The organism is Streptococcus parasanguinis (genome assembly GCF_032163505.1).
In the GTDB taxonomy this organism is placed as follows: domain Bacteria; phylum Bacillota; class Bacilli; order Lactobacillales; family Streptococcaceae; genus Streptococcus; species Streptococcus parasanguinis_V.
Genome location: NZ_CP134147.1, coordinates 14791 through 40108, shown reverse-complemented (window position 1 = coordinate 40108; position 25318 = coordinate 14791). Strand labels below are relative to the sequence as shown.

18 protein-coding genes, 20 tRNA genes and 3 rRNA genes are annotated in these 25318 nt (G+C 42.7%); all 41 read right to left on the bottom strand.

Going from position 1 to position 25318, the window contains the following annotated elements:
* Positions 1-23 precede the first annotated feature (23 nt).
* Positions 24-575 (bottom strand): phosphoribosylglycinamide formyltransferase, encoded by a 552-nt coding sequence (gene purN / locus RIN70_RS00275; RefSeq protein ID WP_313790583.1) that lies wholly within the window; start codon positions 573-575, stop codon positions 24-26.
* Positions 572-1594, bottom strand: a complete 1023-nt coding sequence (gene purM / locus RIN70_RS00270) for a phosphoribosylformylglycinamidine cyclo-ligase (RefSeq protein WP_313790767.1) — start codon at positions 1592-1594, stop codon at positions 572-574. Before purM ends, purN begins: the two co-directional genes overlap by 4 nt.
* Positions 1595-1624: 30 nt before the next feature.
* Positions 1625-3064: an amidophosphoribosyltransferase gene (purF, locus tag RIN70_RS00265; RefSeq protein ID WP_313790582.1), complete on the bottom strand. Its 1440-nt coding sequence runs from the start codon at positions 3062-3064 to the stop codon at positions 1625-1627.
* Positions 3065-3076: 12 nt separating this feature from the next.
* Positions 3077-6802, bottom strand: coding sequence for a phosphoribosylformylglycinamidine synthase (locus tag RIN70_RS00260; RefSeq protein WP_313790581.1), 3726 nt, complete (start codon positions 6800-6802; stop codon positions 3077-3079).
* 63 nt (positions 6803-6865) lie between these two features.
* The gene (purC, locus tag RIN70_RS00255; RefSeq protein ID WP_049475212.1) at positions 6866-7573 is read right to left on the bottom strand and encodes a phosphoribosylaminoimidazolesuccinocarboxamide synthase; all 708 of its coding nucleotides are present in this window, start codon (positions 7571-7573) and stop codon (positions 6866-6868) included.
* A 150-nt stretch (positions 7574-7723) separates the two neighbouring features.
* The gene (locus RIN70_RS00250; RefSeq protein ID WP_024054589.1) at positions 7724-7972 is read right to left on the bottom strand and encodes an acyl carrier protein; all 249 of its coding nucleotides are present in this window, start codon (positions 7970-7972) and stop codon (positions 7724-7726) included.
* Between the two features lie 3 nt (positions 7973-7975).
* Positions 7976-8971 carry a phosphate acyltransferase PlsX gene (gene plsX, locus RIN70_RS00245; protein ID WP_003009280.1) on the bottom strand — a complete coding sequence of 332 codons (996 nt, stop codon included), beginning with the start codon at positions 8969-8971 and terminating at the stop codon, positions 7976-7978.
* Entirely contained in the window at positions 8968-9747 is a 780-nt protein-coding gene (gene recO, locus RIN70_RS00240) for a DNA repair protein RecO (protein ID WP_049490644.1), read from the bottom strand. Before recO ends, plsX begins: the two co-directional genes overlap by 4 nt.
* On the bottom strand, positions 9731-10912 hold the full coding sequence (locus tag RIN70_RS00235; RefSeq protein ID WP_070594692.1) for a pyridoxal phosphate-dependent aminotransferase: 1182 nt from the start codon (positions 10910-10912) through the stop codon (positions 9731-9733). The genes recO and RIN70_RS00235 overlap by 17 nt, the downstream gene beginning before the upstream one ends.
* A 154-nt stretch (positions 10913-11066) precedes the next feature.
* On the bottom strand, positions 11067-11915 hold the full coding sequence (gene srtB / locus RIN70_RS00230; RefSeq protein ID WP_070594693.1) for a class B sortase, LPKTxAVK-specific: 849 nt from the start codon (positions 11913-11915) through the stop codon (positions 11067-11069).
* A gap of 88 nt (positions 11916-12003) precedes the next feature.
* On the bottom strand, positions 12004-12609 hold the full coding sequence (abpA, locus tag RIN70_RS00225) for an amylase-binding adhesin AbpA (protein WP_070666592.1): 606 nt from the start codon (positions 12607-12609) through the stop codon (positions 12004-12006).
* A gap of 246 nt (positions 12610-12855) precedes the next feature.
* Positions 12856-13530, bottom strand: a complete 675-nt coding sequence (locus RIN70_RS00220) for a hypothetical protein (protein ID WP_254728422.1) — start codon at positions 13528-13530, stop codon at positions 12856-12858.
* 215 nt (positions 13531-13745) lie between these two features.
* Complete coding sequence (locus tag RIN70_RS00215) at positions 13746-13886, bottom strand: hypothetical protein (protein WP_173018797.1); 141 nt, start codon at positions 13884-13886, stop codon at positions 13746-13748.
* A 49-nt stretch (positions 13887-13935) separates the two neighbouring features.
* A complete protein-coding gene (locus RIN70_RS00210) occupies positions 13936-14910 on the bottom strand; it encodes a ribose-phosphate diphosphokinase (protein WP_049490632.1) in 975 nt (324 codons plus the stop codon).
* Positions 14911-15088: 178 nt separating this feature from the next.
* Positions 15089-16330 carry a peptidoglycan hydrolase PcsB gene (pcsB, locus tag RIN70_RS00205; RefSeq protein ID WP_070594695.1) on the bottom strand — a complete coding sequence of 414 codons (1242 nt, stop codon included), beginning with the start codon at positions 16328-16330 and terminating at the stop codon, positions 15089-15091.
* A 93-nt stretch (positions 16331-16423) separates the two neighbouring features.
* A complete protein-coding gene (gene mreD / locus RIN70_RS00200) occupies positions 16424-16924 on the bottom strand; it encodes a rod shape-determining protein MreD (RefSeq protein WP_313790580.1) in 501 nt (166 codons plus the stop codon).
* A gap of 1 nt (position 16925) precedes the next feature.
* Positions 16926-17744 carry a rod shape-determining protein MreC gene (gene mreC / locus RIN70_RS00195; protein WP_070594696.1) on the bottom strand — a complete coding sequence of 273 codons (819 nt, stop codon included), beginning with the start codon at positions 17742-17744 and terminating at the stop codon, positions 16926-16928.
* Positions 17745-17805: 61 nt separating this feature from the next.
* A tRNA-Ser gene (locus tag RIN70_RS00190) sits at positions 17806-17893 on the bottom strand.
* 4 nt (positions 17894-17897) lie between these two features.
* Positions 17898-17971: transfer RNA gene (locus RIN70_RS00185), tRNA-Ile, on the bottom strand.
* 33 nt (positions 17972-18004) lie between these two features.
* A tRNA-Gly gene (locus RIN70_RS00180) sits at positions 18005-18075 on the bottom strand.
* A gap of 16 nt (positions 18076-18091) precedes the next feature.
* Positions 18092-18164, bottom strand: a tRNA-Phe gene (locus tag RIN70_RS00175).
* A 3-nt stretch (positions 18165-18167) separates the two neighbouring features.
* A tRNA-Met gene (locus RIN70_RS00170) sits at positions 18168-18241 on the bottom strand.
* 9 nt (positions 18242-18250) lie between these two features.
* Positions 18251-18340, bottom strand: a tRNA-Ser gene (locus tag RIN70_RS00165).
* Positions 18341-18350: 10 nt separating this feature from the next.
* A tRNA-Ile gene (locus tag RIN70_RS00160) sits at positions 18351-18424 on the bottom strand.
* 16 nt (positions 18425-18440) lie between these two features.
* A tRNA-Met gene (locus RIN70_RS00155) sits at positions 18441-18514 on the bottom strand.
* Positions 18515-18520: 6 nt separating this feature from the next.
* Positions 18521-18594, bottom strand: a tRNA-Pro gene (locus RIN70_RS00150).
* A 19-nt stretch (positions 18595-18613) separates the two neighbouring features.
* Positions 18614-18687: transfer RNA gene (locus tag RIN70_RS00145), tRNA-Arg, on the bottom strand.
* A 36-nt stretch (positions 18688-18723) separates the two neighbouring features.
* Positions 18724-18797: transfer RNA gene (locus RIN70_RS00140), tRNA-Arg, on the bottom strand.
* A 19-nt stretch (positions 18798-18816) separates the two neighbouring features.
* Positions 18817-18902, bottom strand: a tRNA-Leu gene (locus tag RIN70_RS00135).
* A gap of 7 nt (positions 18903-18909) precedes the next feature.
* Positions 18910-18981, bottom strand: a tRNA-Gly gene (locus tag RIN70_RS00130).
* A 23-nt stretch (positions 18982-19004) separates the two neighbouring features.
* Positions 19005-19077 (bottom strand) — tRNA-Thr (locus RIN70_RS00125).
* A gap of 17 nt (positions 19078-19094) precedes the next feature.
* Positions 19095-19176: transfer RNA gene (locus RIN70_RS00120), tRNA-Leu, on the bottom strand.
* 6 nt (positions 19177-19182) lie between these two features.
* Positions 19183-19255: transfer RNA gene (locus RIN70_RS00115), tRNA-Lys, on the bottom strand.
* Positions 19256-19279: 24 nt separating this feature from the next.
* Positions 19280-19352, bottom strand: a tRNA-Asp gene (locus RIN70_RS00110).
* A gap of 2 nt (positions 19353-19354) precedes the next feature.
* A tRNA-Val gene (locus tag RIN70_RS00105) sits at positions 19355-19427 on the bottom strand.
* A 34-nt stretch (positions 19428-19461) separates the two neighbouring features.
* Positions 19462-19577 (bottom strand): 5S ribosomal RNA (rrf, locus tag RIN70_RS00100).
* Positions 19578-19656: 79 nt separating this feature from the next.
* A 23S ribosomal RNA gene (locus RIN70_RS00095) occupies positions 19657-22557 on the bottom strand.
* 123 nt (positions 22558-22680) lie between these two features.
* Positions 22681-22753 (bottom strand) — tRNA-Ala (locus tag RIN70_RS00090).
* Between the two features lie 53 nt (positions 22754-22806).
* Positions 22807-24354 (bottom strand): 16S ribosomal RNA (locus RIN70_RS00085).
* The 16S, 23S and 5S rRNA genes sit together here with 19 tRNA genes alongside, the layout of an rRNA operon.
* Before the next feature lie 243 nt (positions 24355-24597).
* Positions 24598-25077 carry a sigma-70 family RNA polymerase sigma factor gene (locus RIN70_RS00080; RefSeq protein ID WP_003009261.1) on the bottom strand — a complete coding sequence of 160 codons (480 nt, stop codon included), beginning with the start codon at positions 25075-25077 and terminating at the stop codon, positions 24598-24600.
* A 155-nt stretch (positions 25078-25232) separates the two neighbouring features.
* Positions 25233-25304: transfer RNA gene (locus RIN70_RS00075), tRNA-Glu, on the bottom strand.
* Positions 25305-25318 lie beyond the last annotated feature (14 nt).

Here is a 25318-nt window from a genome sequence, read left to right as displayed (position 1 = left end):
ACAATCAAAACTTGATTTCCTTCTTATTTCCTCTCCACTCCCAAAAGTTCCAATACTTCTGGATAGAGTTTGTACTCTGTTTCGTGGATGCGGGTTTCGAAAGTGTCAAGGGTATCCCCTTCAAGGCGTGGTACACGGACTTGTTTGATGACCTTACCGGTATCCACGCCCGAGTCCACCCAATGAATGGTCACACCAGACTGCTCAACACCTGCATTCCAAGCATCCTCAATACCATGAGCGCCTGGAAATTCAGGGAGATAAGCCGGGTGAATATTGATAATACGGCCTTCATAAGCCGCTAGCAAGGTTGGACCGACGATTTTCATATAACCAGCCAAACAGACTAGGTCAATCTCGTGCTCATCCAAGAGCTCGACAATGGCTCCTTCGTAGTCTGCTTTGCTCTCAAATTCCTTGAGTTCAAAAGCATAGGAAGGAACTCCAAGCTTTTCGGCACGCTCGAGCACATAGGCATCACGATGGTCTGAAAAGACAAACTCCACTGGAAATTCTTCAGCAATCACCTGAAAATTTGAGCCATTACCAGAGGCAAAAACCGCTATTTTTTTCATTTGATGATAACACTTTCGTTTTCTTTCTTGACGATACGACCGATTTCATAAACAGGTTCGTCAAGAAGTTCTTTGACACGTTCAACATGTTCTGGTTTAACTGCAAGCATGAGACCAATACCCATGTTGAAGATTTCAAACATTTCTTCGTGTTTGATTTGTCCATATTTTTCAAGGGCTTTGAAAATTGGAAGAACTGGAACCTTGCTTTCGTCAATTTCAGCAGCCAAGTCATCTGAGAACATCCGTGGGACATTTTCGATGAAACCACCACCTGTGATGTGGGCAATCCCATTGACCAATTCTTCTTTGATAAGAGGCAAAACAGCTTTGACGTAGATACGAGTTGGTTCCAAAAGGACGTCTTTGAGTTTTTTACCTTCCAACTCAGGCAAAACTTCTTCGCCTGTGTAATCCGCAAAGACACGACGAACAAGGGAGTAACCGTTTGAGTGGATACCGCTTGAGGAAAGACCAAGAAGCACATCACCTGCTGCTACTTTTGAACCGTCGATGATTTGAGATTTTTCCGCAACACCAACAGCAAATCCAGCCAAGTCATAGTCGTCTTCACCGTACATACCAGGCATTTCAGCCGTTTCCCCACCGATGAGGGCTGCGCCTGCTTGCACACACCCTTCTGCAACACCAGCAACCACTTGTTCTAGCTTAGCTGGTTCATTTTTCCCAGTTGCCACATAGTCTAGGAAGTAGAGGGGCTCCGCGCCTGCAGCAATGATATCATTGACACACATAGCTACACAGTCTTGACCAATGGTATCGTGCTTGTCGTACTTGATAGCTAGCATGAGTTTGGTTCCGACACCGTCTGTCCCTGAGATCAAAACTGGCTCTTTGACACCTGTTTTTGAAAGGTCAAACATGCCACCGAATCCACCAAGAGCTCCCATGACACCTGCACGCTCTGTACGTGCTACGTGTTTTTTGATCCGTTCAACAACTTCATAACCCGCTTCAACATCCACACCAGACTGCGCATAAGCATTTTTATTCGTCATTTTATTCATTCCTTTTCTTTTGCACTGTTCTTAATAGAAAGAAGTGTGTTCTTTCAAACTTTCTACATAGCGTTCTTCGTAGTCATATAAAGGCGTTGGGTATTTCCCATCGAAGTAAGCAACACAAAGACCACCGTTTGGTGCATCGGTATCAATGCCAATAGAATCAATCAAGCCATCAATGGACAAGTAAGTCAAGCTATCCGCACCGATAATCTCACAAGTTTCCTCCACTGTATGATTGGCTGCGATCAGCTCCTCACGGCTCTGAATATCAATTCCATAGAAACACGGATAAGCCAGAGCTGGGCTGGCAATTGCCACATGGACTTCTGTAGCCCCTGCTTCTTTCAACAATTTCACAATTCGACGAGAGGTGGTTCCACGCACGATAGAATCATCAATCATGACGACCCGTTTGCCTTTTACGACACCAGATACGGCAGAGAGTTTCATTCGCACTCCTTGTTCCCGTAATTCCTGAGTCGGTTGGATAAAGGTCCGTTGGATATACTGATTCTTGATCAAGCCCATTTCATTTGGCAAACCAGATTCTTCCGCAAAGCCCATGGCAGCACTAAGTGATGAATTAGGTACACCGACCACAATATCTGCTTCATGTTTAAATTCACGTGCCAATTGAGCTCCCATACGTTTACGAGCTGTATGGACATTGACCCCTTGGATATTGGAGTCCGGACGGGCAAAGTAGATATACTCCATCGAACAAACAGCCAATTGGGTGTCCGTTGTATAGTTATCGTAAGTGATGCCATTATCATCAATGATCACGACTTCACCCGGATTTACATCGCGGATCCACTCTGCTCCAACCACTTCAAAGGCACAAGTTTCAGATGAAACCACGATAGCTCCATTGGCCATTTTCCCAATCGAAAGAGGACGGAAACCATTTGGATCCAAGGCCGCAATCAGCTTATCTTCCAGCATGAGAAGGTAAGCAAATCCACCTTTCACCGTATTCAGGGCTTCTTTCACCTTACCCATGAAAGAAGGGTTGTGGCTCCGACGAATCAAGTGGGCCAAGATTTCTGAATCAGAAGTTGAGCTAAAGATCGCCCCGTTATTTTCCAACTCCCGTTTGAGGGACTTGGCATTGGTCAAATTCCCGTTGTGGGCCAGTCCAAACTGGGTATCATGAAAGCGAAAGAGGAAGGGCTGGATGTTATCCACCGAAGCTTCCCCAGCTGTCGCATAGCGAACATGGCCAATCGCTCCCGTTCCTGTTAACTTATCCAAGTTAGCAGGATTTCGAAATACTTCTGAGAGAAGACCCGTATCACGATACCGTTTTAGTTGACCCGCATCATTCGAAAGGATCCCCGCCCCTTCTTGACCACGGTGTTGAAGACTGTGTAATCCGAAATAAGTCAGTTTTGCAGCATCTGGGTGTCCCCAGATCCCAAAAATACCACATTCTTCATTAAGAGATTTAACTTCGTATGTCATTTTGTATACCTTTTATTTTCCAGTAAAGTATTGAACCGCTGATGCAAAGAGATGTTGGTCTTTATTTCCTGGAATATTTTGGAAGAGACCATCTTCGAAACGTTCTGAGTGACCCATCTTCCCAATAATTTGACCGTTCTTACTTGTGATACCTTCGATAGCATTTACAGATCCGTTAGGATTATATTTAGAATCCATGCTTGGTTTACCTTCGAAGTCAACATATTGGGTAAAGATTTGACCATTGTCACGAAGCTCTGCGAATTCCTCAGCTGTCACGACAAACTTCCCTTCACCGTGTGATACTGGAATGGCATGGATGTCACCAACTTCTACTCCGGCAAGCCATGGTGAGTTGGTGTTGGCAATCCGTGTTTCAACCATCTTAGCCACGTGTTGGTTGGCATCATTGTAGAAGAGGGTTGGACTGGTGCTACTTGCATCTTCAAAGTTACCGTATGGAAGAAGACCTGATTTAACAAGAGCTTGGAATCCATTACAGATACCGATGATCAAACCACCTCGTTCGATGAAGCTATCAATGGCTGCACGTACTTTTTCATTGAGCAAGATGTTCACGATAAATTTAGCTGATCCATCTGGTTCATCCGCTGCTGAGAAGCCACCTGCAAAGAAGATAATGTTAGCTTTTTCGATATTGTCAACCATAGTGTCAACAGACTTGACAATAGCTTCTTCATTCAGTGTGACAAATGGTACCAAGTTGACTTTTGCACCTTCTTTTTCAAAGGCCTTAGCTGAATCGTACTCAGAGTTAGTACCTGGGAATACTGGGATGTAAACCACTGGTGTATCAACTGTTTCTTTAGCTTTGATCACAGCATCTGATGCCACAGCTGGTACTTCTTCCAACTCAGTTGCCTGTGCAAATTCCGTTGGGTAAACTTCTTCCAATTTACCTTGGAAAGCACTGTCAAGTTTGTGTCCATCAAGCGTTACACCATTGACAGTAAGTGTAAAGTCAGCTGCTGTTTTTCCGATCGTAGCAACACCTGCAATTTCTTCAGGCGAAGTGAAAACGAATCCACCCAATTGGGCTGTCAAGCTAGTGTCAAGATTATCTAATTCAACATTAGCTCCGATATGGTTACCAAATGTTGCAAGGGCAAGAGCTTCAACCACACCACCATATTTAACAGCTGATGTTGCTGTCACTTTGTGGTTAGTTTGGATGGCTTCAAATTGAGCAAAGTTAGACTTGATGAGATCAAAGTCAATTTCTTGTGCCAAAGCTTGACCTGGGATGTAATATATATTTTCACCAGCAGCTTTAAATTCTGGAGAAAGAACCTTACGGCTATCCGCAGTTGTTACCCCAAAAGCAACCAAGGTTGGTGGTACTGTCAATTCTTCAAAGGTACCAGACATAGAGTCTTTTCCACCGATAGATGGCAAACCAAGTTGAATCTGAGCTTCGATTGATCCAAGGAGAGCTGAGACTGGTTGACCAAAACGCTCTGCTCGTTTATCCATACGCTCGAAGTATTCCTGATAAGAGAAACGAGCCTTAGACCAGTTTGCACCAGCAGCAACCAAACGAGCTGTGGCTTCGATGACCGCATAAGCAGCGCCATGATATGGAGACCATTCTGCTACATAAGGGTTGAATCCTTGCGCCATAACAGATGCAGTTGTTGTCACGCCATGTTGGACTGGCAATTTCTGTACAGAAGCTTCCGTTGGTGTGATTTGGTAGCGACCACCAAGTGGGTGATTGACTGTTGAACGACCAACCGAGCTATCAAAGATGGTTTGTAAACCTTTTTGACTGGCATGGTTCAGGTCAGCCAAGACTTCAAGAGTATCCGCTTCAAGGGTTTCAGCAGATGTTTGACGTTCTTCTGGAAGCTTGACATCCTTGTCAACCACCTTAGCATCTACAACCACACGTACACCGTTTGTATCAAGGAAACGACGTTCCAAATCAACGATGGTTTCACCATTCCAGTGCATGACAAGATTTGGTTTTTCAGTTACTGTTGCAACGACAACAGCATCAATATTTTCTTTGTTACATTCAGCAACGAAAGCATCTACATCTTCTGGACGAACCACTACAGCCATCCGTTCTTGAGATTCTGAGATAGCAATTTCTGTACCGTTCAAACCTTGGTATTTCAATGGCACTTTGTCTAGATCAATTTCAAGACCATCTGCCAATTCACCGATCGCCACACAGACACCACCGGCACCAAAGTCATTTGATTTCTTGATCAGACGGGTCACTTCTCCATTACGGAAAAGACGTTGAATCTTACGTTCTTCGATGGCATTCCCTTTTTGAACCTCAGCACCAGCTGTTTCAACAGATTCAACCGTTTGAACTTTAGAAGAACCTGTCGCACCACCGACACCGTCACGTCCAGTCTTACCACCAAGCAAGATAATCACATCACCTGCTTCAGGTTTTTCACGAACCACATTTTCTTTAGGAGCCGCACCGACAACTGCACCTAGCTCCATACGCTTAGCAACAAAACCTGGGTGGAAGTATTCACGAACATAAGTTGTCGCCAAACCAATTTGGTTACCGTATGAAGAATAACCGTGAGCCGCTGTTTTAGAAATCACTTGTTGTGGCAATTTACCAGCGCGAGTTTCTGAAATTGGAGCTGTAATATCACCAGCACCTGAGATACGCATGGCTTGGTAAACGTAGGAGCGCCCTGACAATGGGTCACGAATGGCACCACCGATACAAGTAGCCGCTCCACCAAATGGTTCGATCTCCGTTGGGTGGTTGTGCGTTTCGTTCTTGAACATGAGAAGCCATGGTTCTTTGACACCATTGACATCCACTTCAATTTCAACAGAGCAGGCATTGATTTCATCAGACACTTCCATGTCATCCAAACGACCATTAGCACGCTCATAACGGCCAAAAATAGTTGCCATATCCATCAAGGTTTGAGGTTTTTCTGTACGTCCCAACTCATCACGCATGGCAATATACTTGTCATAAGTCGCTTGCAATTGTTTTTTAAATTTAGAAGCTGAGAAGTCGATGGTTTTCAACTCAGTTTCGAAAGTCGTGTGACGACAGTGGTCAGACCAGTAAGTATCCAAAACCTTAAGCTCAGTCTCAGTTGGTACACGTTCAATAGATTTGAAGTAATCTTGAATGAAGAGAAGGTCATCCACTTCCATTGCCAATCCTTGCTCAGCCTTATACTGTGCAAAATCTTCTGCCGTATAAGTTTCAAAGAAATCCAAGCTTGGAATGGTCTTGTCAGACTCAGAGAAATCCTGTTTCGCAATACCAACAGTGATATCTTTGAAACGAGAATCCACTGGGTTCAAAAGGTAGTTTTTGACAGCTTCCAACTCATTCGCATCAATATCCTTGTTAACCAAGTACAATTGCGCTGTATTCACTGTTACATCATTTGAACTACCAAGCAAAAGCAAAGCTTCTTGTGAAGATGCCGCACGTTGGTCAAATTGACCAGGCAAGCTTTCGATAGCAAAGAAAGCATATTTCTCAAGATCAGCCTGAACCTCAGCTTCATCTAAAACAGTATCAGTCACTTGCTCAGAGAAGATATGTTTTTCCGCACGCGCAAACAAGTCCTCTACCAAACCAAAGACATCGTAAACCTGAACAATCCGAAGATCATTCAACGTTTTCAACTGAAGATTATGCTGTAATTCTTTTACTAAAGAGTCCGATTTCACACGAAAATCAGCTTTTTTCTCAACGAAAATACGTTTATCCATTTTATTTCCTTTATTTCTATTCAAATAGGTTATCGAAGACGAAGGTTTTCTATTTCAAAAAGATCACTTCAAACCTTGCAATTTTTCCAATACAACCTGATATACATCCGTTAAACTGCCCAAATCTCTACGGAAAACATCCTTGTCCATATGGTGCCCTTCAGCATCCCAAAGGCGGCAGTTATCTGGAGAGAATTCATCCGCCAAGATGATCTTGCCATCCTTATCAAAACCAAATTCCAATTTGAAGTCAATCAAGCGAAGACCAATTTGTGCAAACCAATCCTTCAGCAATTCATTGATACGACGCGTTTCTTCCTTAATATAAGCAATTTGTTCATCATTGGCAATATCCAAAAACTTCACATGCTCATCATTGATGAATGGGTCATCCAACTCATCGTTTTTATAGTAAAATTCAACGATTGGAGTTTTCAAGTCCAAGCCTTCCTCCACGCCAAAACGTTTAGAAAAGGAACCCGCAGTCACGTTACGAAGAACAACTTCCAAAGGAATAATTTTTACTTTCTTGTTGAGTTGTTCTGTGTCAGAAATACGTTCGATAAAGTGAGTAGCTACACCCGCAGCATTCAATTTTTCAAAAATAAGAGACGAAATCTGATTATTTAGCACACCTTTTCCTTTAATAGTCTCTTTACGAGCCCCATTTAGCATGGTTGCCTGGTCCTTGTAGACCGACTTAATCACATGTTCGTCCTCAGTAGTATAGATATCCTTAGCTTTTCCAGTATAAATCAGTTGATTGGTCATGACTTTGTTCGCCTTTCGTATTTTATCACCTTCATTCTATCACATACAAAGTGTATTTTCAATAAAATTCCGTACAATATAAGCAGAATCCGAATAAAAAGGACAGAAAAAAAGATCATCCAGAATAATCTCTGAACGATCCCTTTTTCATTAGTGACCAGCAGTTCGTTTTTCGATATAGTCGACAACATCCCCTACTGTGTTAAATTCATCAATAGCCTTGTCCGGAATCTCAATTTGGTATTCATCCTCAAGATTGATAATAAATTCCATCAATTCAACAGAATCCGCCTGTAAATCCTTACGTAAGTCAGATTCCAAAGATACTTGAAAATCTGGTCCCTTGCGGTCTTTGAGAAATTCCTCAATAGTAGCTAAAATTTCGTTTTGTTTACTCATACATTACCCTTCCTTCGATAATTCCTTCACTGATTTTCCAACAACATCTGTCTCTAACATAGTCCGAATCTGACGAATCGTGCTATAGACAGCTTTGGCATCACTCGAACCATGCGTTTTAACAACAGGTGCTTGAAGGCCAAACAAGACCGCTCCTCCAACATCTGAGAAATCCAAGGTTTGCTTCAATGATTTCAAACGGTCCTTGAGCAGAAAAGCTCCCAATTTCGCCTTCCAGTTTCCTGTGGCAATTGCTTGTTTCAATTGCTTCAAGATCCCAAAAGCCGTTCCTTCCATCGTTTTCAAGACAGCGTTTCCTGTAAAACCATCCGCCACAACGACATCAGCAACGCCATCCATCAAGTCACGCGCTTCCACGTTTCCAACAAAATGAATCGACTCATCCTCAGATAACAATTGGTAGGTTTCCTTGCGCAAAGGATCTCCCTTACTAGCTTCTGTCCCATTGTTCAATAGACCCACACGCGGTTTTTGAATCCCACGAACATTTTCAGCATAATAAGACCCCATCACAGCATACTGATGCAAGTGCTCTGGTGTATTTTCCGCATTAGCACCCAAATCTAACATGTCATACCCACGACCATCAACCGTTGGAAGTGTCGACATCAAACCTGGACGTTCCACGCCCTTGATGCGCCCAACAATAAAGAAACCTGCTGCCAACAAGGCACCTGTATTTCCCGCAGATAGCATGGCATCCACCTCACCAGCCTTCACATCCTTGGCAGCCAAGACCATCGAAGCCTGTTTCTTCCGACGAATGGCACGCGTTGGCTCATCATCTGAATCAATTTTTTCTTCCGTGTGCACAATCGATACACGTTCGGTTGCGGTTAAATAGTCTTTGATTTTTGCCTCATCGCCATATAAGACAATCTCAATATCATCAAAATCACGAATGGCTTGATTCACACCTTCTACCAAGGCTTGAGGTGCATTATCGCCCCCCATTGCATCTACTGCAATTTTTTTCATGTTTCACCTCCAGATGAATCTTTCATAATCGCTCCCCAGTCACTCAAGGAATCGATAAACTTTTTAGCTTTTAAATGGATCCCTACATACTCCTCATACAACTGATCAATTGCCTGACGCAGAGCTGTTTTCATCTCCGCTTGTAGGGAAATCGTCTCTAACTCACTGAATCGTACTGCTTGAAACTGATCCAATAAATAGAGAACATTCGGATGCCAGTGAGCACGTCTCTCATCCTGATCATAATGATCCGGACAAAGGACCCCACTATAGCGAAAAGAGTAATCAAAAGGAAGTCCAACCCGATGACAGAAACAGCATTCATGCAGATTCAAGACAACTCCAAATCGTGATAGAATCTGAATCTCAAAAATATTGGTTAAAACCTCATAATCCAGTCCCTCTTCCATCAAAGACAAGGTCTTTTCCAAAAAAGCAAACAGGGCCGGATCCACCTGATTATCCTGAATACTTGCATCTGCAAGCGCCAGAACATAGGTCGCATAAGAAAGGGCAAAAAGATCTGCATTAATTTTCTTATAAATCTGCACATCTTGAAAATCATCAATATAACTCAACCCATCATCATTGATTTTCAACAACATATCTGCCGTTACCAAAGGTTGCAACATGGGATTCAACCGTGATTTTCCCGCATGTTTCACAAAAAACATCCGCTTCCCTGACTTCTCTGTGAAGATTTTGACCAGCTTGTCATCCTCACGAAACTCCCGATTATACAGGACAATTCCCCGGGTCTCAATTGACTCCAGCATGTTCTTCCATATACTCCTTCAAGCGTTTCATAGCTTCCTTGATAACCTCCATGCTGGCTGCATACGACAAACGCACATAGCCTTCACCATATTGACCAAAAGCAGCACCAGGAATGAAAGCAACCGCTTTTTCACGCGCAAAATCCTGCAAGAAAGCAAAGGAATCTTGATTATAACCAGCTGGGATTTTAGCAAAAATATAAAAAGCTCCATCTGGCTTAATCATCTCAAACCCAAGCGCGGACATCTGTTCAATAATATAATCGCGACGCTTCACATATTCCTTCTTCATCGGCTCCGCATCATCCCGACCAGCAGTCAAGGCCTCAATCGCAGCATACTGGTTCATGGTTCCAGCAGCCGTTACCAAATACTGATGGCTCTTGATGAGTTGGGCCGTCAATGCAGCAGGCGCAAAGATAAAGCCAAGCCGCCAGCCTGTCATAGCATGAGACTTAGATAAGCCATTAATAACAATGGTCTGTTCAGGAATGAAGGATGCCATAGAGACATGCGCGTCTCCAGTATAAGTCAACTCTGAATAGACTTCATCACAAATCACAAAGACTTCATATTTTTTTAAGACAGCAGCCAATTCCGCCATCTGTTCGCGCGAATAAGTAACACCCGTTGGATTAGCTGGATAATTGAGAATAACAGCCTTCAATTTTTCACCCTGCTCTAAAATAGCCTTTTCCAACTTTTCAGGAGTCAAGACAAAACGATCTGCTGTCGTATCAATTTCGACAATCTCAGCCCCAACCAAATTTACAATCGGTTCATAACCCGGATAAGCTGGCGCCGGAAGAAGCACTACATCTCCAGGTTCCAAGATCGCTGTCAAGGTTGCAGATAGGGCTTCAGTCGCACCGATCGTCACCAATATCTCATCTTCAGGACGATAGTGAATACCATATTTATCAGTCACAAACTGACTCGCAGCCTCACGCAAAGCCAGCAAACCACTCATCCCAGTGTAATGGCTAAAATTCGCATCAATGGCAGCCTTTCCTGCTTCTTTTACATGTTCAGGAGTTGTAAAATCCGGTTCCCCTAAAGTCAAACGCAAGACACCAGGAATGGAAGAAATTGATTGATCGAACTGACGAATCAAAGAAACTTCGATCCGATTCAGATTTTTATTAAAACGTTTCGTTAAATCCATAGAACACCTCCAAAACACTTATATTCATTATACTATAAATAGGACCCCATCGCAAAAGAACAAGCCAGATCCCCATCTTTTGCTCATCATCAAAGGATATTTCAACAATCCTTCCATGCAAAAAAGACTTAGCAATGCTAAGTCTTTCAAGTCATTATTGTTGGCCACGTGTTGCCACGTATTTCAATTGATCCGCATGTTTTGCCACAAAATCCTTCATTTCTGAATCAGGAATTTGACGAAGGTAGAGGTTAGAACGAATCGTTTCATCCTCTTCACGACAAGTTGACAATACTAAATACTTATCAGATGCTTTGATCTTGATATTAGGGTTCTTCGTACGAGCTGACTCATAGATATTCTTCAATTGTGTAGTAAAATCATTGTCATCAGTAAAGCTTGTACGGTAGAAAGCAGTGTCCTCTGGGACAATGACCAATCCCATTACTTCATAGTAATATTTCCGCTCTGGTGTCTCGATCACAACATACGGATGTTGGTCCAAATACTCTTGTTTGTCATAGTAGTTGACATCATTAAACATGCGATGATCGCCGACCTTACTACCACGAGCATGACCAAACAACCAAGTCAAACGATCACTGAAGTCTTTCTTGTTGTCCATATCCATGAAGACTGTCCCCATGTATGGTTCATTTCCACCATCAAACGTCTTATTCAAATAAGTTTCATTGTCAGTGGTTTGTACAACAGGTTCATCCAACTCAGTACCCGGTGCATAGACATAAGCAATTGCCTCAGGGTTAACAGCTGTTAACTGAGCAAAACGATTTTTCAAGTAATCTTTTTCTTCTTGACTTGGTTCATATTTAGTTTCTTGCTTGGTTGAACTTGTTCCAGTTGTTTTTTTAGCCGTGCTAGATGACTTAGTTCCTCCAAATGGATTAAAGAAAATAAATCCAGCAACAAGAACAACAACTGCAACAAGAGCAGCAATCACAACACCCAATTTATTTGAACTTTTTTCCCCAGCTCTTTTCATTGATCGATCTCCTCTTGATGATTTTTTCTAAAAAATAACACTGAACCCGAAGGTCCAGTGATATTTTACGAGCTAATTAATAATCAAATTATTTAACTGCGCTTGTTTTTGGAAGAGCTTTACCAGCTTGTTTTGAACCAGCTTTACCAGCTTTAGCTGCGTCTCCACCTTTATTTTCGTTAGATTTAGCTTCGTTTGTAGCTTGACCGTTAGCGTTAGCATCAGCTGCATCAGCAGAACCACCATGGTTAAGAGCTTTATCTTCTTGATCACGCATGTCTTTTGTTTTGTTGTCTTGAACGCCAGTTGGGTCGTTCCAGTATTTACCTTCACGTTGAGCTGCTGCACGGTATTGATCTTGAAGGTTAGCTACATATTTGTTGCGTACAACATTACGTGCTTCAGTGCGAGCTGCTTCAAGTTTAGCAACGTAATCGCCGTAAAGGTGACCTGATCCGTATGCTTCAAGAGCTTGTCTTGCTGCTACAACTGTTGGATAGTTTTCAGCTTCTGCGTTGATTTCAGCTTCGTGTGCTGCTACTTGTGTGTTTGCTTCGTCAGCGATATCGCGTTCTGAAACGTAGTGTTTTTGAATCAATGCATTTGAGCTATATGAATTGTCAGATGCAAATGCTGGAGCTGCTGCAGCAAATACTGCAAGAGCTGCTACTGATGATAATAAAACTTTTTTCATTGTTTTATCTCCTTTTTTTCTTTTCAAAAATTATTCGTTACTTCGTAACTATGACTAGTATACTAGGATATTCTGCCTATGTCAAGACTTTTCTTAGTTTTTTTAAAAAAACTATCAATTTTTTTTCTATTTCAAATAACTATTTTTTTCATATAGCAAATTGAATTGCTCAATTTATATCTTAGTTTATGTTATCGAATGTATAAAAAAGAGGGCAGTTGCCCTCTAAAAATTATATCCAATCTATTATTGGTTTACTACTGAAGAGTAGTTTGTGCTAACAAATGTTTCAACAGTCTTGAATGTTTCGTATTGTTGACCATCTTTAGCAGTTTCTTCTTTTTGTGAAGCAGAACCATAACGAGAATTTGGATCAACAGTCACAAGACGTTTACCATCGTCATATGAACCATTATAAGAATAGTTAGTGTTTCCGTATGTTTCTACAGCTTTGAATGTTTCATATTTTTGACCATCTTTAGCTGTTTTTTCTGTTTGTGAAGCAGAACCGTAACGAGAGTTAGTTGTTCCAGTTACATTTTCTTCTGAAGGAAGGTCTTTTTTAGCTGTAACTGCAACTGGTTTTTTAGGTGCAGCTGGAGTAGATACTTCTTGAAGAACACCATCTTTTTTATCACCTTTTGGTTGTTGAACTTGTACCACTGCAACTGGTTTTTTAGGTGTAGCTGGTGTAGCTGGTTTTTCTGGTGTAGCCGGTTTTTCTGGTGTAGCTGGTGTAACTTGAGTTGGTTTTGAAGGAGCTTCTACCTTGTTTCCAAGTCCAAGATAAGTTTGAGCGTAGTATGATCCAAAACGGTTATTTGGATTATCTTTGCTATTTGCCAATGTTGAAGCAAAAACAACTGAAGTTGCTGCTACAGCTGAGAGAACGACTGCACTTGATAATAAAACTTTTTTCATAATAGTTTTATCTCCTTTTTCATATTTAATATAGATTGCTCTACAGTGAACATTTTATACATATATGTTGGGTTTGTCAAGTGTTTTTTCAACAAAACACTGTAATATCAAGAAATTAATTTTAAATCATGGTCTATTTGATACCAAAAATTACGATATTGAGATAATTCTACAAAAAGAAAAAGAAATGATAAAACTTCTTCTTTTTCTTCAAACTATTTTACCACCCCATTTTTTGGCAATCGTTTCTTGGGCAAACTAGGATCAGCCTTTGCTTCTAGTTCTTTAGCTGCTTGAACCAGTTTTTTCCGTTTCTTTTCTTTTTTTAGATTTTCCAACCATTTTCTGATTTCCATTTGTATATCCTCCTAAATAAAAGAGGCCAGTTACCCAGCCTCCTTATTGTTAACATTTTTTGGCATTTCCGATTTCAAATAGAGGAGAAAGAGGGCGATTTTCGTGAATGCGAACAATGGCCTCTGCAAGGAGTTTCGCAATCGAAATTTGCTCAATCTTATCAATCAATCGATCTTCCGGTAGATAAATCGTATCCAACACCACCAACTTCTTAATGGCTGATTTTTGGATGTTGTCCATCGCTGGTCCTGATAAAACAGGGTGAGTACAGCTTGCATAAACTTCAACAGCACCTGCTTCTGCAAGGGCATCCGCCGCATGACAGATTGTACCAGCTGTATCAATCATATCATCAATCAAAATACAAGTCTTGCCTTCAACACTCCCAATGATATTCATCACTTCACTCGTATTCATCTTATCGACACTTCGACGTTTATCAATAATCGCAATCGGTGTCTTCAAAAATTCAGCTAATTTCCGAGCACGAGTCACACCACCATGGTCTGGACTGACAACAACATAGTCTTTTCCAATCATCCCGCGACGTTCAAAAAAGTCGGCGATCAAAGGCGCACCCATCAAGTGGTCAACAGGAATATCAAAGAAACCTTGAATCTGAGCGGCATGCAAATCAATTGTCAAGAGGCGATCAACTCCAGCAACCTCAAGCATATTGGCTACCAACTTAGAAGTGATTGGTTCACGAGCTCGAGCTTTCCGGTCTTGACGAGCATAGCCGTAATATGGCATCACCACATTAATGGATTGCGCACTAGCACGTTTCAACGCATCTACCATAATCAAAATTTCCATTAGATTATCGTTAACCGGCGAGCTAGTGGATTGCAAAATATAAACATCTTTCCCACGGATTGATTCTTCAATATTAACCTGAATTTCTCCATCAGAAAATTGACGAACCGTTGACTTTCCAAGCGGTAGTCCCATTTCTCGAGACACACGTTGAGCCAATTCTTGATTTGACGACAAAGCAAAGAGCATTAAATCAGAAAATGACATGATTTCCTCCAGTAAAATCTAAAACCATATTGTACAGTCAGCACAAATTTCTCCTGTAATCATTTTATCGCTTTTTAAGCAAATATTCAAATATTAATTTATGGAAATTACAAAATCTATCACTACCTAAATTCTATCAAAAAAGAAGCAGAACAAATGTTCTGCTTCAGTGTAATTCTTAGTTTGGATAGATATAAGTAACAGTACCTTGTGCTGTTGTTGGGTTAAACCAACCACGGTAGTTACCAATACTACGGATACCATTATAGTTAGACTCAGAAACTTGGATGCTTGTTGTAGATTGAACGGCTGTAACAACTGCTACGTGTCCATATCCACCATCATTCCAACATGCAATGGCACCAACTTGTGGTTGAGATCCTGTACGGAATCCTGCTGCTGCTGCACTTGCTGCCCATTGTCCACCATTACCCCAGTAATCACCAGCCCATGGAGCCAATGTCTTCGCACCCCATGTACATTCACCAACTGGATAAGATGATGCAGATGTACTATAAGTTGGACGAGAAGTAGTTGCTACTGGTGCTGCAGCTGCTTGAGTTTGAACAGTAGGTTGAGCTGCTGCTTGAGTTTGTGCCGCCGCTGGTGTTGCAGCAGGTGTTTGAGCTGCCGCTTGAACTTGTGCTTGAAGAGTTGTATTAGCAGAAGCTTTTACAGCTGCTTGTTGTTCTTTTTGTTTTGCACGGTAAGCTGCTTCAGCTGCTGCCGCTGCTGCTGCTGCTTTTTCAGCTTCCGCTTTTTGTTGCAACAAAGCATTTTTTTCGTTTTCAGCAGTTGATTTTTCAGCAGCCAAGTTCAATTGTGCTACTTTCAACTCAGCTTCTTTTGTTGACAAAGCTTGCGCATCATCTTCTAATTGCTGTTTGTTTGCAATGACAGTATTGATAGCATCGTTGTTTTCTTTTTGTTTTTGTGCAATCTCTTCTTTATCACGTTTTTGCTCTTGCAACATTTTGTTGTTAGCATCTGCAATTTCGTTCATAGCAGAAATACGTGAGATAGCTTCTGTCAAAGATCCAGAGCTAACAATCGCATTAATATAGCTTGTTGCAGTCCCAGTTGTTTGAGCACTACGTGCTTGATTTGCAAGTGATTCTTGACGAGCAACAATATTTTTTGACAACTCATCGATCTCAGCTGACAATCGTTCAGATTCTTCATTCAAACGGTCATTTTCAGCTTGAAGATTTTCTTGTTGTTTTTTAATTTCAGATACCTGACCTTGAATTTGATCTACCTGAGCTTGTGCACTTTGTTGTTGTTGATTAATACTATTGATTTTGTTATCTTGAGCAGCAATCTTATCATCTGTTGAATCAGCTGATACACCAGCTACGACAGCACCTTGTGATAAAGCAACTGTACTCAATAAGATTGTGGCAAATAATTTTTTCTTCATTAGATAAATTTTCCCTTTCTAATAAGACACTAACTAGTATAACAAATTTTTTAAAAATTTATATTACGCTATTGTTACATTTTTATTTCGAGTTTATAAATAAATCTTTTCAAGTAAAGGCTGTAATACTATTAATAGAAGCACATTCAAAATTAAACTTGGAAAAATTTGGTAAATAATTAGTGTAATCCAGTTAAATTTTATACTGATAAAAAGAATCAAAAGAAGATTTGTTAAAATCTGAAATAATAGAATCGTTAATAAAAATGTAAAAAAACGAGTCAATCGATTGACCAAAATAATCTGATTACACCGATAAAAAATCACCTGTAGTATAGGAAATACTAGGAAGGCAATTCCTAGAGTGTGTAAAAAATACACATCAAAACAAAAACCAAAGAAGACTCCCCACCAAATACTAGCTATCTCAGAGAAATAGAGACTCAATAACATAAAACCATATAGAAATAAAAATGAAGTAGGTTCAAAGGAGTTTGGACAGAAACGAGAAATAAGAAAAGAGATCTGCCCGTCAACAAATAAAGATAAGAATAAGATTAAAGGGAAAAAATGGTACTTACGTATGACTTTCACACTACTCTCCAATCAATAGTACATAACGATTGACATCTAAATTAGCCTTTGGTTTCACACGAATTTCTTGCCCTAACTGATCAGATGCCTTTTGAGTAGAAGTTACTGTACCAAGAGGTAAGTCACTACTCTTATATTTTCCTAAACCACTTGTTGAAACCAGAGATCCTTTTTTAATTTCAACTGGATCTCCAATTTGCAACAACCGAAACTCACCTGTCTTCTCGTCATAACCATTTAATAAAGCAAAAATAGATTGACCTTGACTCTCAATTTTAAACGTCAGGTGTTGTGAAGAAATAGTATCTTCGACTAATAATTTCACTTTGCTAGAATTTTTCTCTATACTTTCTACCACACCAATGACGCCACCAGACGAAAGAACAAACATAGAATCAGAAATTCCATCTGAACTACCTTTATCAATAACAAATTCCTGATCCCACGAACCATAATTACGGTCAATAATCTCACTAACGACTTGTTTAGAACCCGATACAGAATTCTTGATTGACATCAAATCCTTTAATTCTCTATTTTCTGATTCCAAACGGTTAAGTTTTGACTGGTCAATATCCTTTTGATAAAGACGTGATTTTAACGAACGGTTTTCATCATTCAATTCAGATAAATTCTTTAAATCCTTTGCCTTAGATTCCACAACAACAAATGGTTCCGATACTGCCTTATCAACAATAGATAATAGATCAGAAGATTTTAAAACAATAGAAGTTCTAACAGATGGAAAAAGAAATAAAATTCCTGAAACAGTTAAAACAAACACAAAACTAAAAATTTTAAAGAATCGATTCAAGAACATAGACAAAACCTTCAAAATATAAAAAATAGTTTGAGATGACATCTCAAACTTGGAAATTATACGGAGAATGGGGGATTCGAACCCCCGCGCCGGTTACCCGACCTAACGATTTAGCAAACCGTCCTCTTCAGCCTCTTGAGTAATTCTCCAAAATGGGCACGAGTGGACTCGAACCACCGACCTCACGCTTATCAGGCGTGCGCTCTAACCACCTGAGCTACGCGCCCAAGTTAAAAACTTGGTAAAGAACCTATGTTCAAAGCGGGTGACGAGAATCGAACTCGCGACAACAGCTTGGAAGGCTGTAGTTTTACCACTAAACTACACCCGCTTATTATTAAAAGAAATGGCGCGAGACGGAATCGAACCGCCGACACATGGAGCTTCAATCCATTGCTCTACCAACTGAGCTACCGAGCCAAATTGCGGGAGCAGGATTTGAACCTACGACCTTCGGGTTATGAGCCCGACGAGCTACCGAGCTGCTCCATCCCGCGTTAATATTAAGGAGGATGTGGGATTCGAACCCACGCACGCTTTTACACGCCTGACGGTTTTCAAGACCGTTCCCTTCAGCCGGACTTGGGTAATCCTCCAAGATAACAATGGACCTTGTAGGACTTGAACCTACGACCACTCGGTTATGAGCCGAGAGCTCTAACCAGCTGAGCTAAAGGTCCAACAAGATCAACAATATAGCGGCGAAGGGGATCGAACCCCCGACCTCCCGGGTATGAACCGGACGCTCTAGCCAGCTGAGCTACACCGCCATAATATCGGGAAGACAGGATTCGAACCTGCGACACCTTGGTCCCAAACCAAGTACTCTACCAAGCTGAGCTACTTCCCGATCTAAAGCTACCGCTTTATGCACCCTAGAGGAGTCGAACCTCTAACCGCCTGATTCGTAGTCAGGTACTCTATCCAGTTGAGCTAAGGGTGCTCGTTTCTATTCAATTATTACATAGCCTTGCGACCATGCACCCTAGAGGAGTCGAACCTCTAACCGCCTGATTCGTAGTCAGGTACTCTATCCAGTTGAGCTAAGGGTGCTTCTTTCAACCTTTGTCTATGCCGAGGACCGGAATCGAACCGGTACGATCGTTACCAATCGCAGGATTTTAAGTCCTGTGCGTCTGCCAGTTCCGCCACCCCGGCCTCCTCAAGCGAACGACGGGATTCGAACCCGCGACCCCCACCTTGGCAAGGTGGTGTTCTACCACTGAACTACGTTCGCATTGCTTTCTTTATATAAAAAAATGCCGGCTACATGACTTGAACACGCGACCCTCTGATTACAAATCAGATGCTCTACCAACTGAGCTAAGCCGGCTCATTATTATTCTCTTATGCGGGTTAAGGGACTTGAACCCCCACGCCGTAAAGCGCCAGATCCTAAATCTGGTGCGTCTGCCAATTCCGCCAAACCCGCAAAATATGACCCGTACTGGGCTCGAACCAGTGACCCATTGATTAAAAGTCAATTGCTCTACCAACTGAGCTAACGAGTCTTAAAATAATTTTCATTATCTTAACGGTCCCGACGGGAATCGAACCCGCGATCTTCGCCGTGACAGGGCGACGTGATAACCGCTACACTACGGGACCTATGGGAGTTAACGGGATCGAACCGCTGACCCTCTGCTTGTAAGGCAGATGCTCTCCCAGCTGAGCTAAACTCCCAAATGAGCCTAGTATCTACTAGGCTCAATCTCTTGCTAAGCGACTACCTTATCTCACAGGGGGCAACCCCCAACTACTTCCGGCGTTCTAGGGCTTAACTGCTGTGTTCGGCATGGGTACAGGTGTATCTCCTAGGCTATCGTCACTTAACTCTGAATGATTAAACATTCAAAATTGAACATCTATATTCTAACAAGTTAACCTTTCGTTGTCAATATCTTCTGACTCTTTGGATAAGTCCTCGAGCTATTAGTATTAGTCCGCTCCATTGCTCACACAACTTCCACTCCTAACCTATCTACCTGATCTTCTCTCAGGGCTCTTACTGATATAAAATCATGGGAAATCTCATCTTGAGGTGGGTTTCACACTTAGATGCTTTCAGCGTTTATCCCTTCCCTACATAGCTACCCAGCGATGCCTCTGGCGAGACAACTGGTACACCAGCGGTAAGTCCACTCTGGTCCTCTCGTACTAGGAGCAGATCCTCTCAAATTTCCTACGCCCGCGACGGATAGGGACCGAACTGTCTCACGACGTTCTGAACCCAGCTCGCGTGCCGCTTTAATGGGCGAACAGCCCAACCCTTGGGACCGACTACAGCCCCAGGATGCGACGAGCCGACATCGAGGTGCCAAACCTCCCCGTCGATGTGAACTCTTGGGGGAGATAAGCCTGTTATCCCCAGGGTAGCTTTTATCCGTTGAGCGATGGCCCTTCCATACGGAACCACCGGATCACTAAGCCCGACTTTCGTCCCTGCTCGAGTTGTAGCTCTCGCAGTCAAGCTCCCTTATACCTTTACACTCTGCGAATGATTTCCAACCATTCTGAGGGAACCTTTGGGCGCCTCCGTTACCTTTTAGGAGGCGACCGCCCCAGTCAAACTGCCCGTCAGACACTGTCTCCGTAGATGATTAACCTACCGGGTTAGAGTGGCCATAACACAAGGGTAGTATCCCAACAACGCCTCCATCGAAACTGGCGTCCCGATCTCAATGGCTCCTACCTATCCTGTACATGTGGCACAGACACTCAATATCAAACTGCAGTAAAGCTCCATGGGGTCTTTCCGTCCTGTCGCGGGTAACCTGCATCTTCACAGGTACTAAAATTTCACCGAGTCTCTCGTTGAGACAGTGCCCAAATCATTACGCCTTTCGTGCGGGTCGGAACTTACCCGACAAGGAATTTCGCTACCTTAGGACCGTTATAGTTACGGCCGCCGTTTACTGGGGCTTCAATTCATACCTTCGCTTACGCTAAGCACTCCTCTTAACCTTCCAGCACCGGGCAGGCGTCACCCCCTATACATCATCTTACGATTTAGCAGAGAGCTGTGTTTTTGATAAACAGTTGCTTGGGCCTATTCACTGCGGCTGACTGAAAGCCAGCACCCCTTCTCCCGAAGTTACGGGGTCATTTTGCCGAGTTCCTTAACGAGAGTTCTCTCGCTCACCTGAGGCTACTCGCCTCGACTACCTGTGTCGGTTTGCGGTACGGGTAGAGTATGTTTAAACGCTAGAAGCTTTTCTTGGCAGTGTGACGTCACTAACTTCGCTACTAAACTTCGCTCCCCATCACAGCTCAATGTTATAGAATTAAGCATTTAACTCAATTCACACCTCACTGCTTAGACGTGCACTTCCAGTCGCACGCTTTAGTTAGCCTACTGCGTCCCTCCTTCACTACATACTCTAGTACAGGAATATCAACCTGTTGTCCATCGGATACACCTTTCGGTCTCTCCTTAGGTCCCGACTAACCCAGGGCGGACGAGCCTTCCCCTGGAAACCTTAGTCTTACGGTGGACAGGATTCTCACCTGTCTTTCGCTACTCATACCGGCATTCTCACTTCTATGCGTTCCAGCGCTCCTCACGGTACACCTTCTCCACACATAGAACGCTCTCCTACCATACCTATAAAGGTATCCACAGCTTCGGTAAATTGTTTTAGCCCCGGTACATTTTCGGCGCAGGGTCACTCGACTAGTGAGCTATTACGCACTCTTTGAATGAATAGCTGCTTCTAAGCTAACATCCTAGTTGTCTGTGCAACCCCACATCCTTTTCCACTTAACAATTATTTTGGGACCTTAGCTGGTGGTCTGGGCTGTTTCCCTTTCGACTACGGATCTTAGCACTCGCAGTCTGACTGCCGACCATAATTCATTGGCATTCGGAGTTTATCTGAGATTGGTAATCCGGGATGGACCCCTCACCCAAACAGTGCTCTACCTCCAAGAATCTCAATGTCGACGCTAGCCCTAAAGCTATTTCGGAGAGAACCAGCTATCTCCAAGTTCGTTTGGAATTTCTCCGCTACCCACAAGTCATCCAAGCACTTTTCAACGTGCCCTGGTTCGGTCCTCCAGTGAGTTTTACCTCACCTTCAACCTGCTCATGGGTAGGTCACATGGTTTCGGGTCTACGACATAATACTAACTCGCCCTATTCAGACTCGGTTTCCCTACGGCTCCGTCTCTTCAACTTAACCTCGCATCATATCGTAACTCGCCGGTTCATTCTACAAAAGGCACGCTCTCACCCATTAACGGGCTCGAACTTGTTGTAGGCACACGGTTTCAGGTTCTATTTCACTCCCCTCCCGGGGTGCTTTTCACCTTTCCCTCACGGTACTGGTTCACTATCGGTCACTAGAGAGTATTTAGGGTTGGGAGATGGTCCTCCCAGATTCCGACGGGATTTCTCGTGTCCCGCCGTACTCAGGATACTGCTAGGTATAAAGACTATTTCGAATACGAGGCTCTTACTCTCTTTGGCTGACCTTCCCATGTCATTCTTCTATAATCTTTAAGTCCACATTGCAGTCCTACAACCCCGAAGAGTAAACTCTTCGGTTTGCCCTCCTGCCGTTTCGCTCGCCGCTACTCAGGCAATCGCTTTTGCTTTCTCTTCCTGCAGCTACTTAGATGTTTCAGTTCACTGCGTCTTCCTCTACCTATCCTTAACAGATAGGAGTACTAGCCATCAGCTAGTGGGTTCCCCCATTCGGACATCTCTGGATCGTCGCTTACTTACAGCTCCCCAAAGCATTTCGTCGTTTGTCACGTCCTTCTTCGGCTTCTAGTGCCAAGGCATCCACCGTGCGCCCTTATTAACTTAACCTTATTTTTGGTCTTGCGACCTAAACTCTTTAAATATTTACAGCGTTTCGGTTTATTTTCTTGTTACTATTTGATATAGATATTCAATTTTCAATGTTCAATCTTAACACCCTTACAGTGTTAATGGAGCCTAGCGGGATCGAACCGCTGACCTCCTGCGTGCAAAGCAGGCGCTCTCCCAGCTGAGCTAAGGCCCCACAAGACCTCTCAAAACTAAACAAGACCAACGTACAGGTTTCCATTTCCTTAGAAAGGAGGTGATCCAGCCGCACCTTCCGATACGGCTACCTTGTTACGACTTCACCCCAATCATCTATCCCACCTTAGGCGGCTGGCTCCAAATGGTTACCTCACCGACTTCGGGTGTTACAAACTCTCGTGGTGTGACGGGCGGTGTGTACAAGGCCCGGGAACGTATTCACCGCGGCGTGCTGATCCGCGATTACTAGCGATTCCGACTTCATGTAGGCGAGTTGCAGCCTACAATCCGAACTGAGACTGGCTTTAAGAGATTAGCTTGCCGTCACCGACTCGCGACTCGTTGTACCAGCCATTGTAGCACGTGTGTAGCCCAGGTCATAAGGGGCATGATGATTTGACGTCATCCCCACCTTCCTCCGGTTTATTACCGGCAGTCTCGCTAGAGTGCCCAACTGAATGATGGCAACTAACAATAGGGGTTGCGCTCGTTGCGGGACTTAACCCAACATCTCACGACACGAGCTGACGACAACCATGCACCACCTGTCACCTCTGTCCCGAAGGAAAACTCTATCTCTAGAGCGGTCAGAGGGATGTCAAGACCTGGTAAGGTTCTTCGCGTTGCTTCGAATTAAACCACATGCTCCACCGCTTGTGCGGGCCCCCGTCAATTCCTTTGAGTTTCAACCTTGCGGTCGTACTCCCCAGGCGGAGTGCTTAATGCGTTAGCTACGGCACTGAGTCCCGGAAAGGACCCAACACCTAGCACTCATCGTTTACGGCGTGGACTACCAGGGTATCTAATCCTGTTTGCTCCCCACGCTTTCGAGCCTCAGCGTCAGTTACAGACCAGAGAGCCGCTTTCGCCACCGGTGTTCCTCCATATATCTACGCATTTCACCGCTACACATGGAATTCCACTCTCCCCTTCTGCACTCAAGTTAAACAGTTTCCAAAGCGTACTATGGTTAAGCCACAGCCTTTAACTTCAGACTTATCTAACCGCCTGCGCTCGCTTTACGCCCAATAAATCCGGATAACGCTCGGGACCTACGTATTACCGCGGCTGCTGGCACGTAGTTAGCCGTCCCTTTCTGGTAAGTTACCGTCACAGTGTGAACTTTCCACTCTCACACTCGTTCTTCTCTTACAACAGAGCTTTACGATCCGAAAACCTTCTTCACTCACGCGGCGTTGCTCGGTCAGGGTTGCCCCCATTGCCGAAGATTCCCTACTGCTGCCTCCCGTAGGAGTCTGGGCCGTGTCTCAGTCCCAGTGTGGCCGATCACCCTCTCAGGTCGGCTATGTATCGTCGCCTTGGTGAGCCGTTACCTCACCAACTAGCTAATACAACGCAGGTCCATCTCTTAGTGATGCAATTGCACCTTTCAAGTCAACATCATGCGATGTCGACTTTTATGCGGTATTAGCTATCGTTTCCAATAGTTATCCCCCGCTAAGAGGCAGGTTACCTACGCGTTACTCACCCGTTCGCAACTCATCCGCTCGGTGCAAGCACCAAGCTTCAGCGTTCTACTTGCATGTATTAGGCACGCCGCCAGCGTTCATCCTGAGCCAGGATCAAACTCTCATTAAAATAATTGTTTGTCTTAAACTCATTCTGTCACTGACAGATTTATTGTTTTTTTATTGTTCAGTTACTATAACCTTAGTTATAGCGCCCTGCACATTGGTTCGTCTTGTTCAGTTTTCAAAGGTCTTTGTCGCTCTCGCGCGACAACTATATTAGTATATCATGACCTACCCTTACTGTCAATACTTTTTTCCAAAAAAATTTATTTTTTTGAAAGTTCATTTATTCACTGGCAACTTTCAGTTTTTAAATTGAATTTTTAAAATCCTTTAGATAGTTCTCTAATTTCTTTTTCATTTTTGTTTTTCCTAGACATCTTCTGTTTGCTAGTAATGCTTCATATTGTTCTTTTTCTTTTACGGTTAATTTTTCTTTAAAACGTTTTAATGCATCTCTCAGAACAACCAGCTCATCTAAATATATTTTTCTTGATGAAATTCTGTGACTAATTTCTCCAATTTCAATATATGGAAGTCTATTAATTTTTCTCTTATCACTTTCCTGTTGTCTTATTTTATCTTTAATATGATTTCTAAATTTTGTTTTGAAATATGTATAAAGTAATTCTTCATTTGTTTCAATTTCAGGATTTTTTTGATAAAGTTCAAAGAGTGTTAGCTGTCCTTCTTGTTCCCAATCATCTTTTTCCCATAATTGAATATAATATTCTTTTTCACATTTTCTTACAATATATTTTACTTTTTGATACATTTTATTAAATTCCATAAGTTCTCCTTTATTTTTATCTGTATTTTATAAAAATAAAGAAGCCCATTGGACTTTTTTTCTATTCTGCTCGTTTTTTTAACTATTTGGTTATTATTTTTAACTATTTTTTCCAAATACACAAAAAAAACTGCCACTTGGTGACAGTTCATCGATAGTCCGTACGGGATTCGAACCCGTGTTACCGCCGTGAAAAGGCGGTGTCTTAACCCCTTGACCAACGGACCATTTTTACAACATA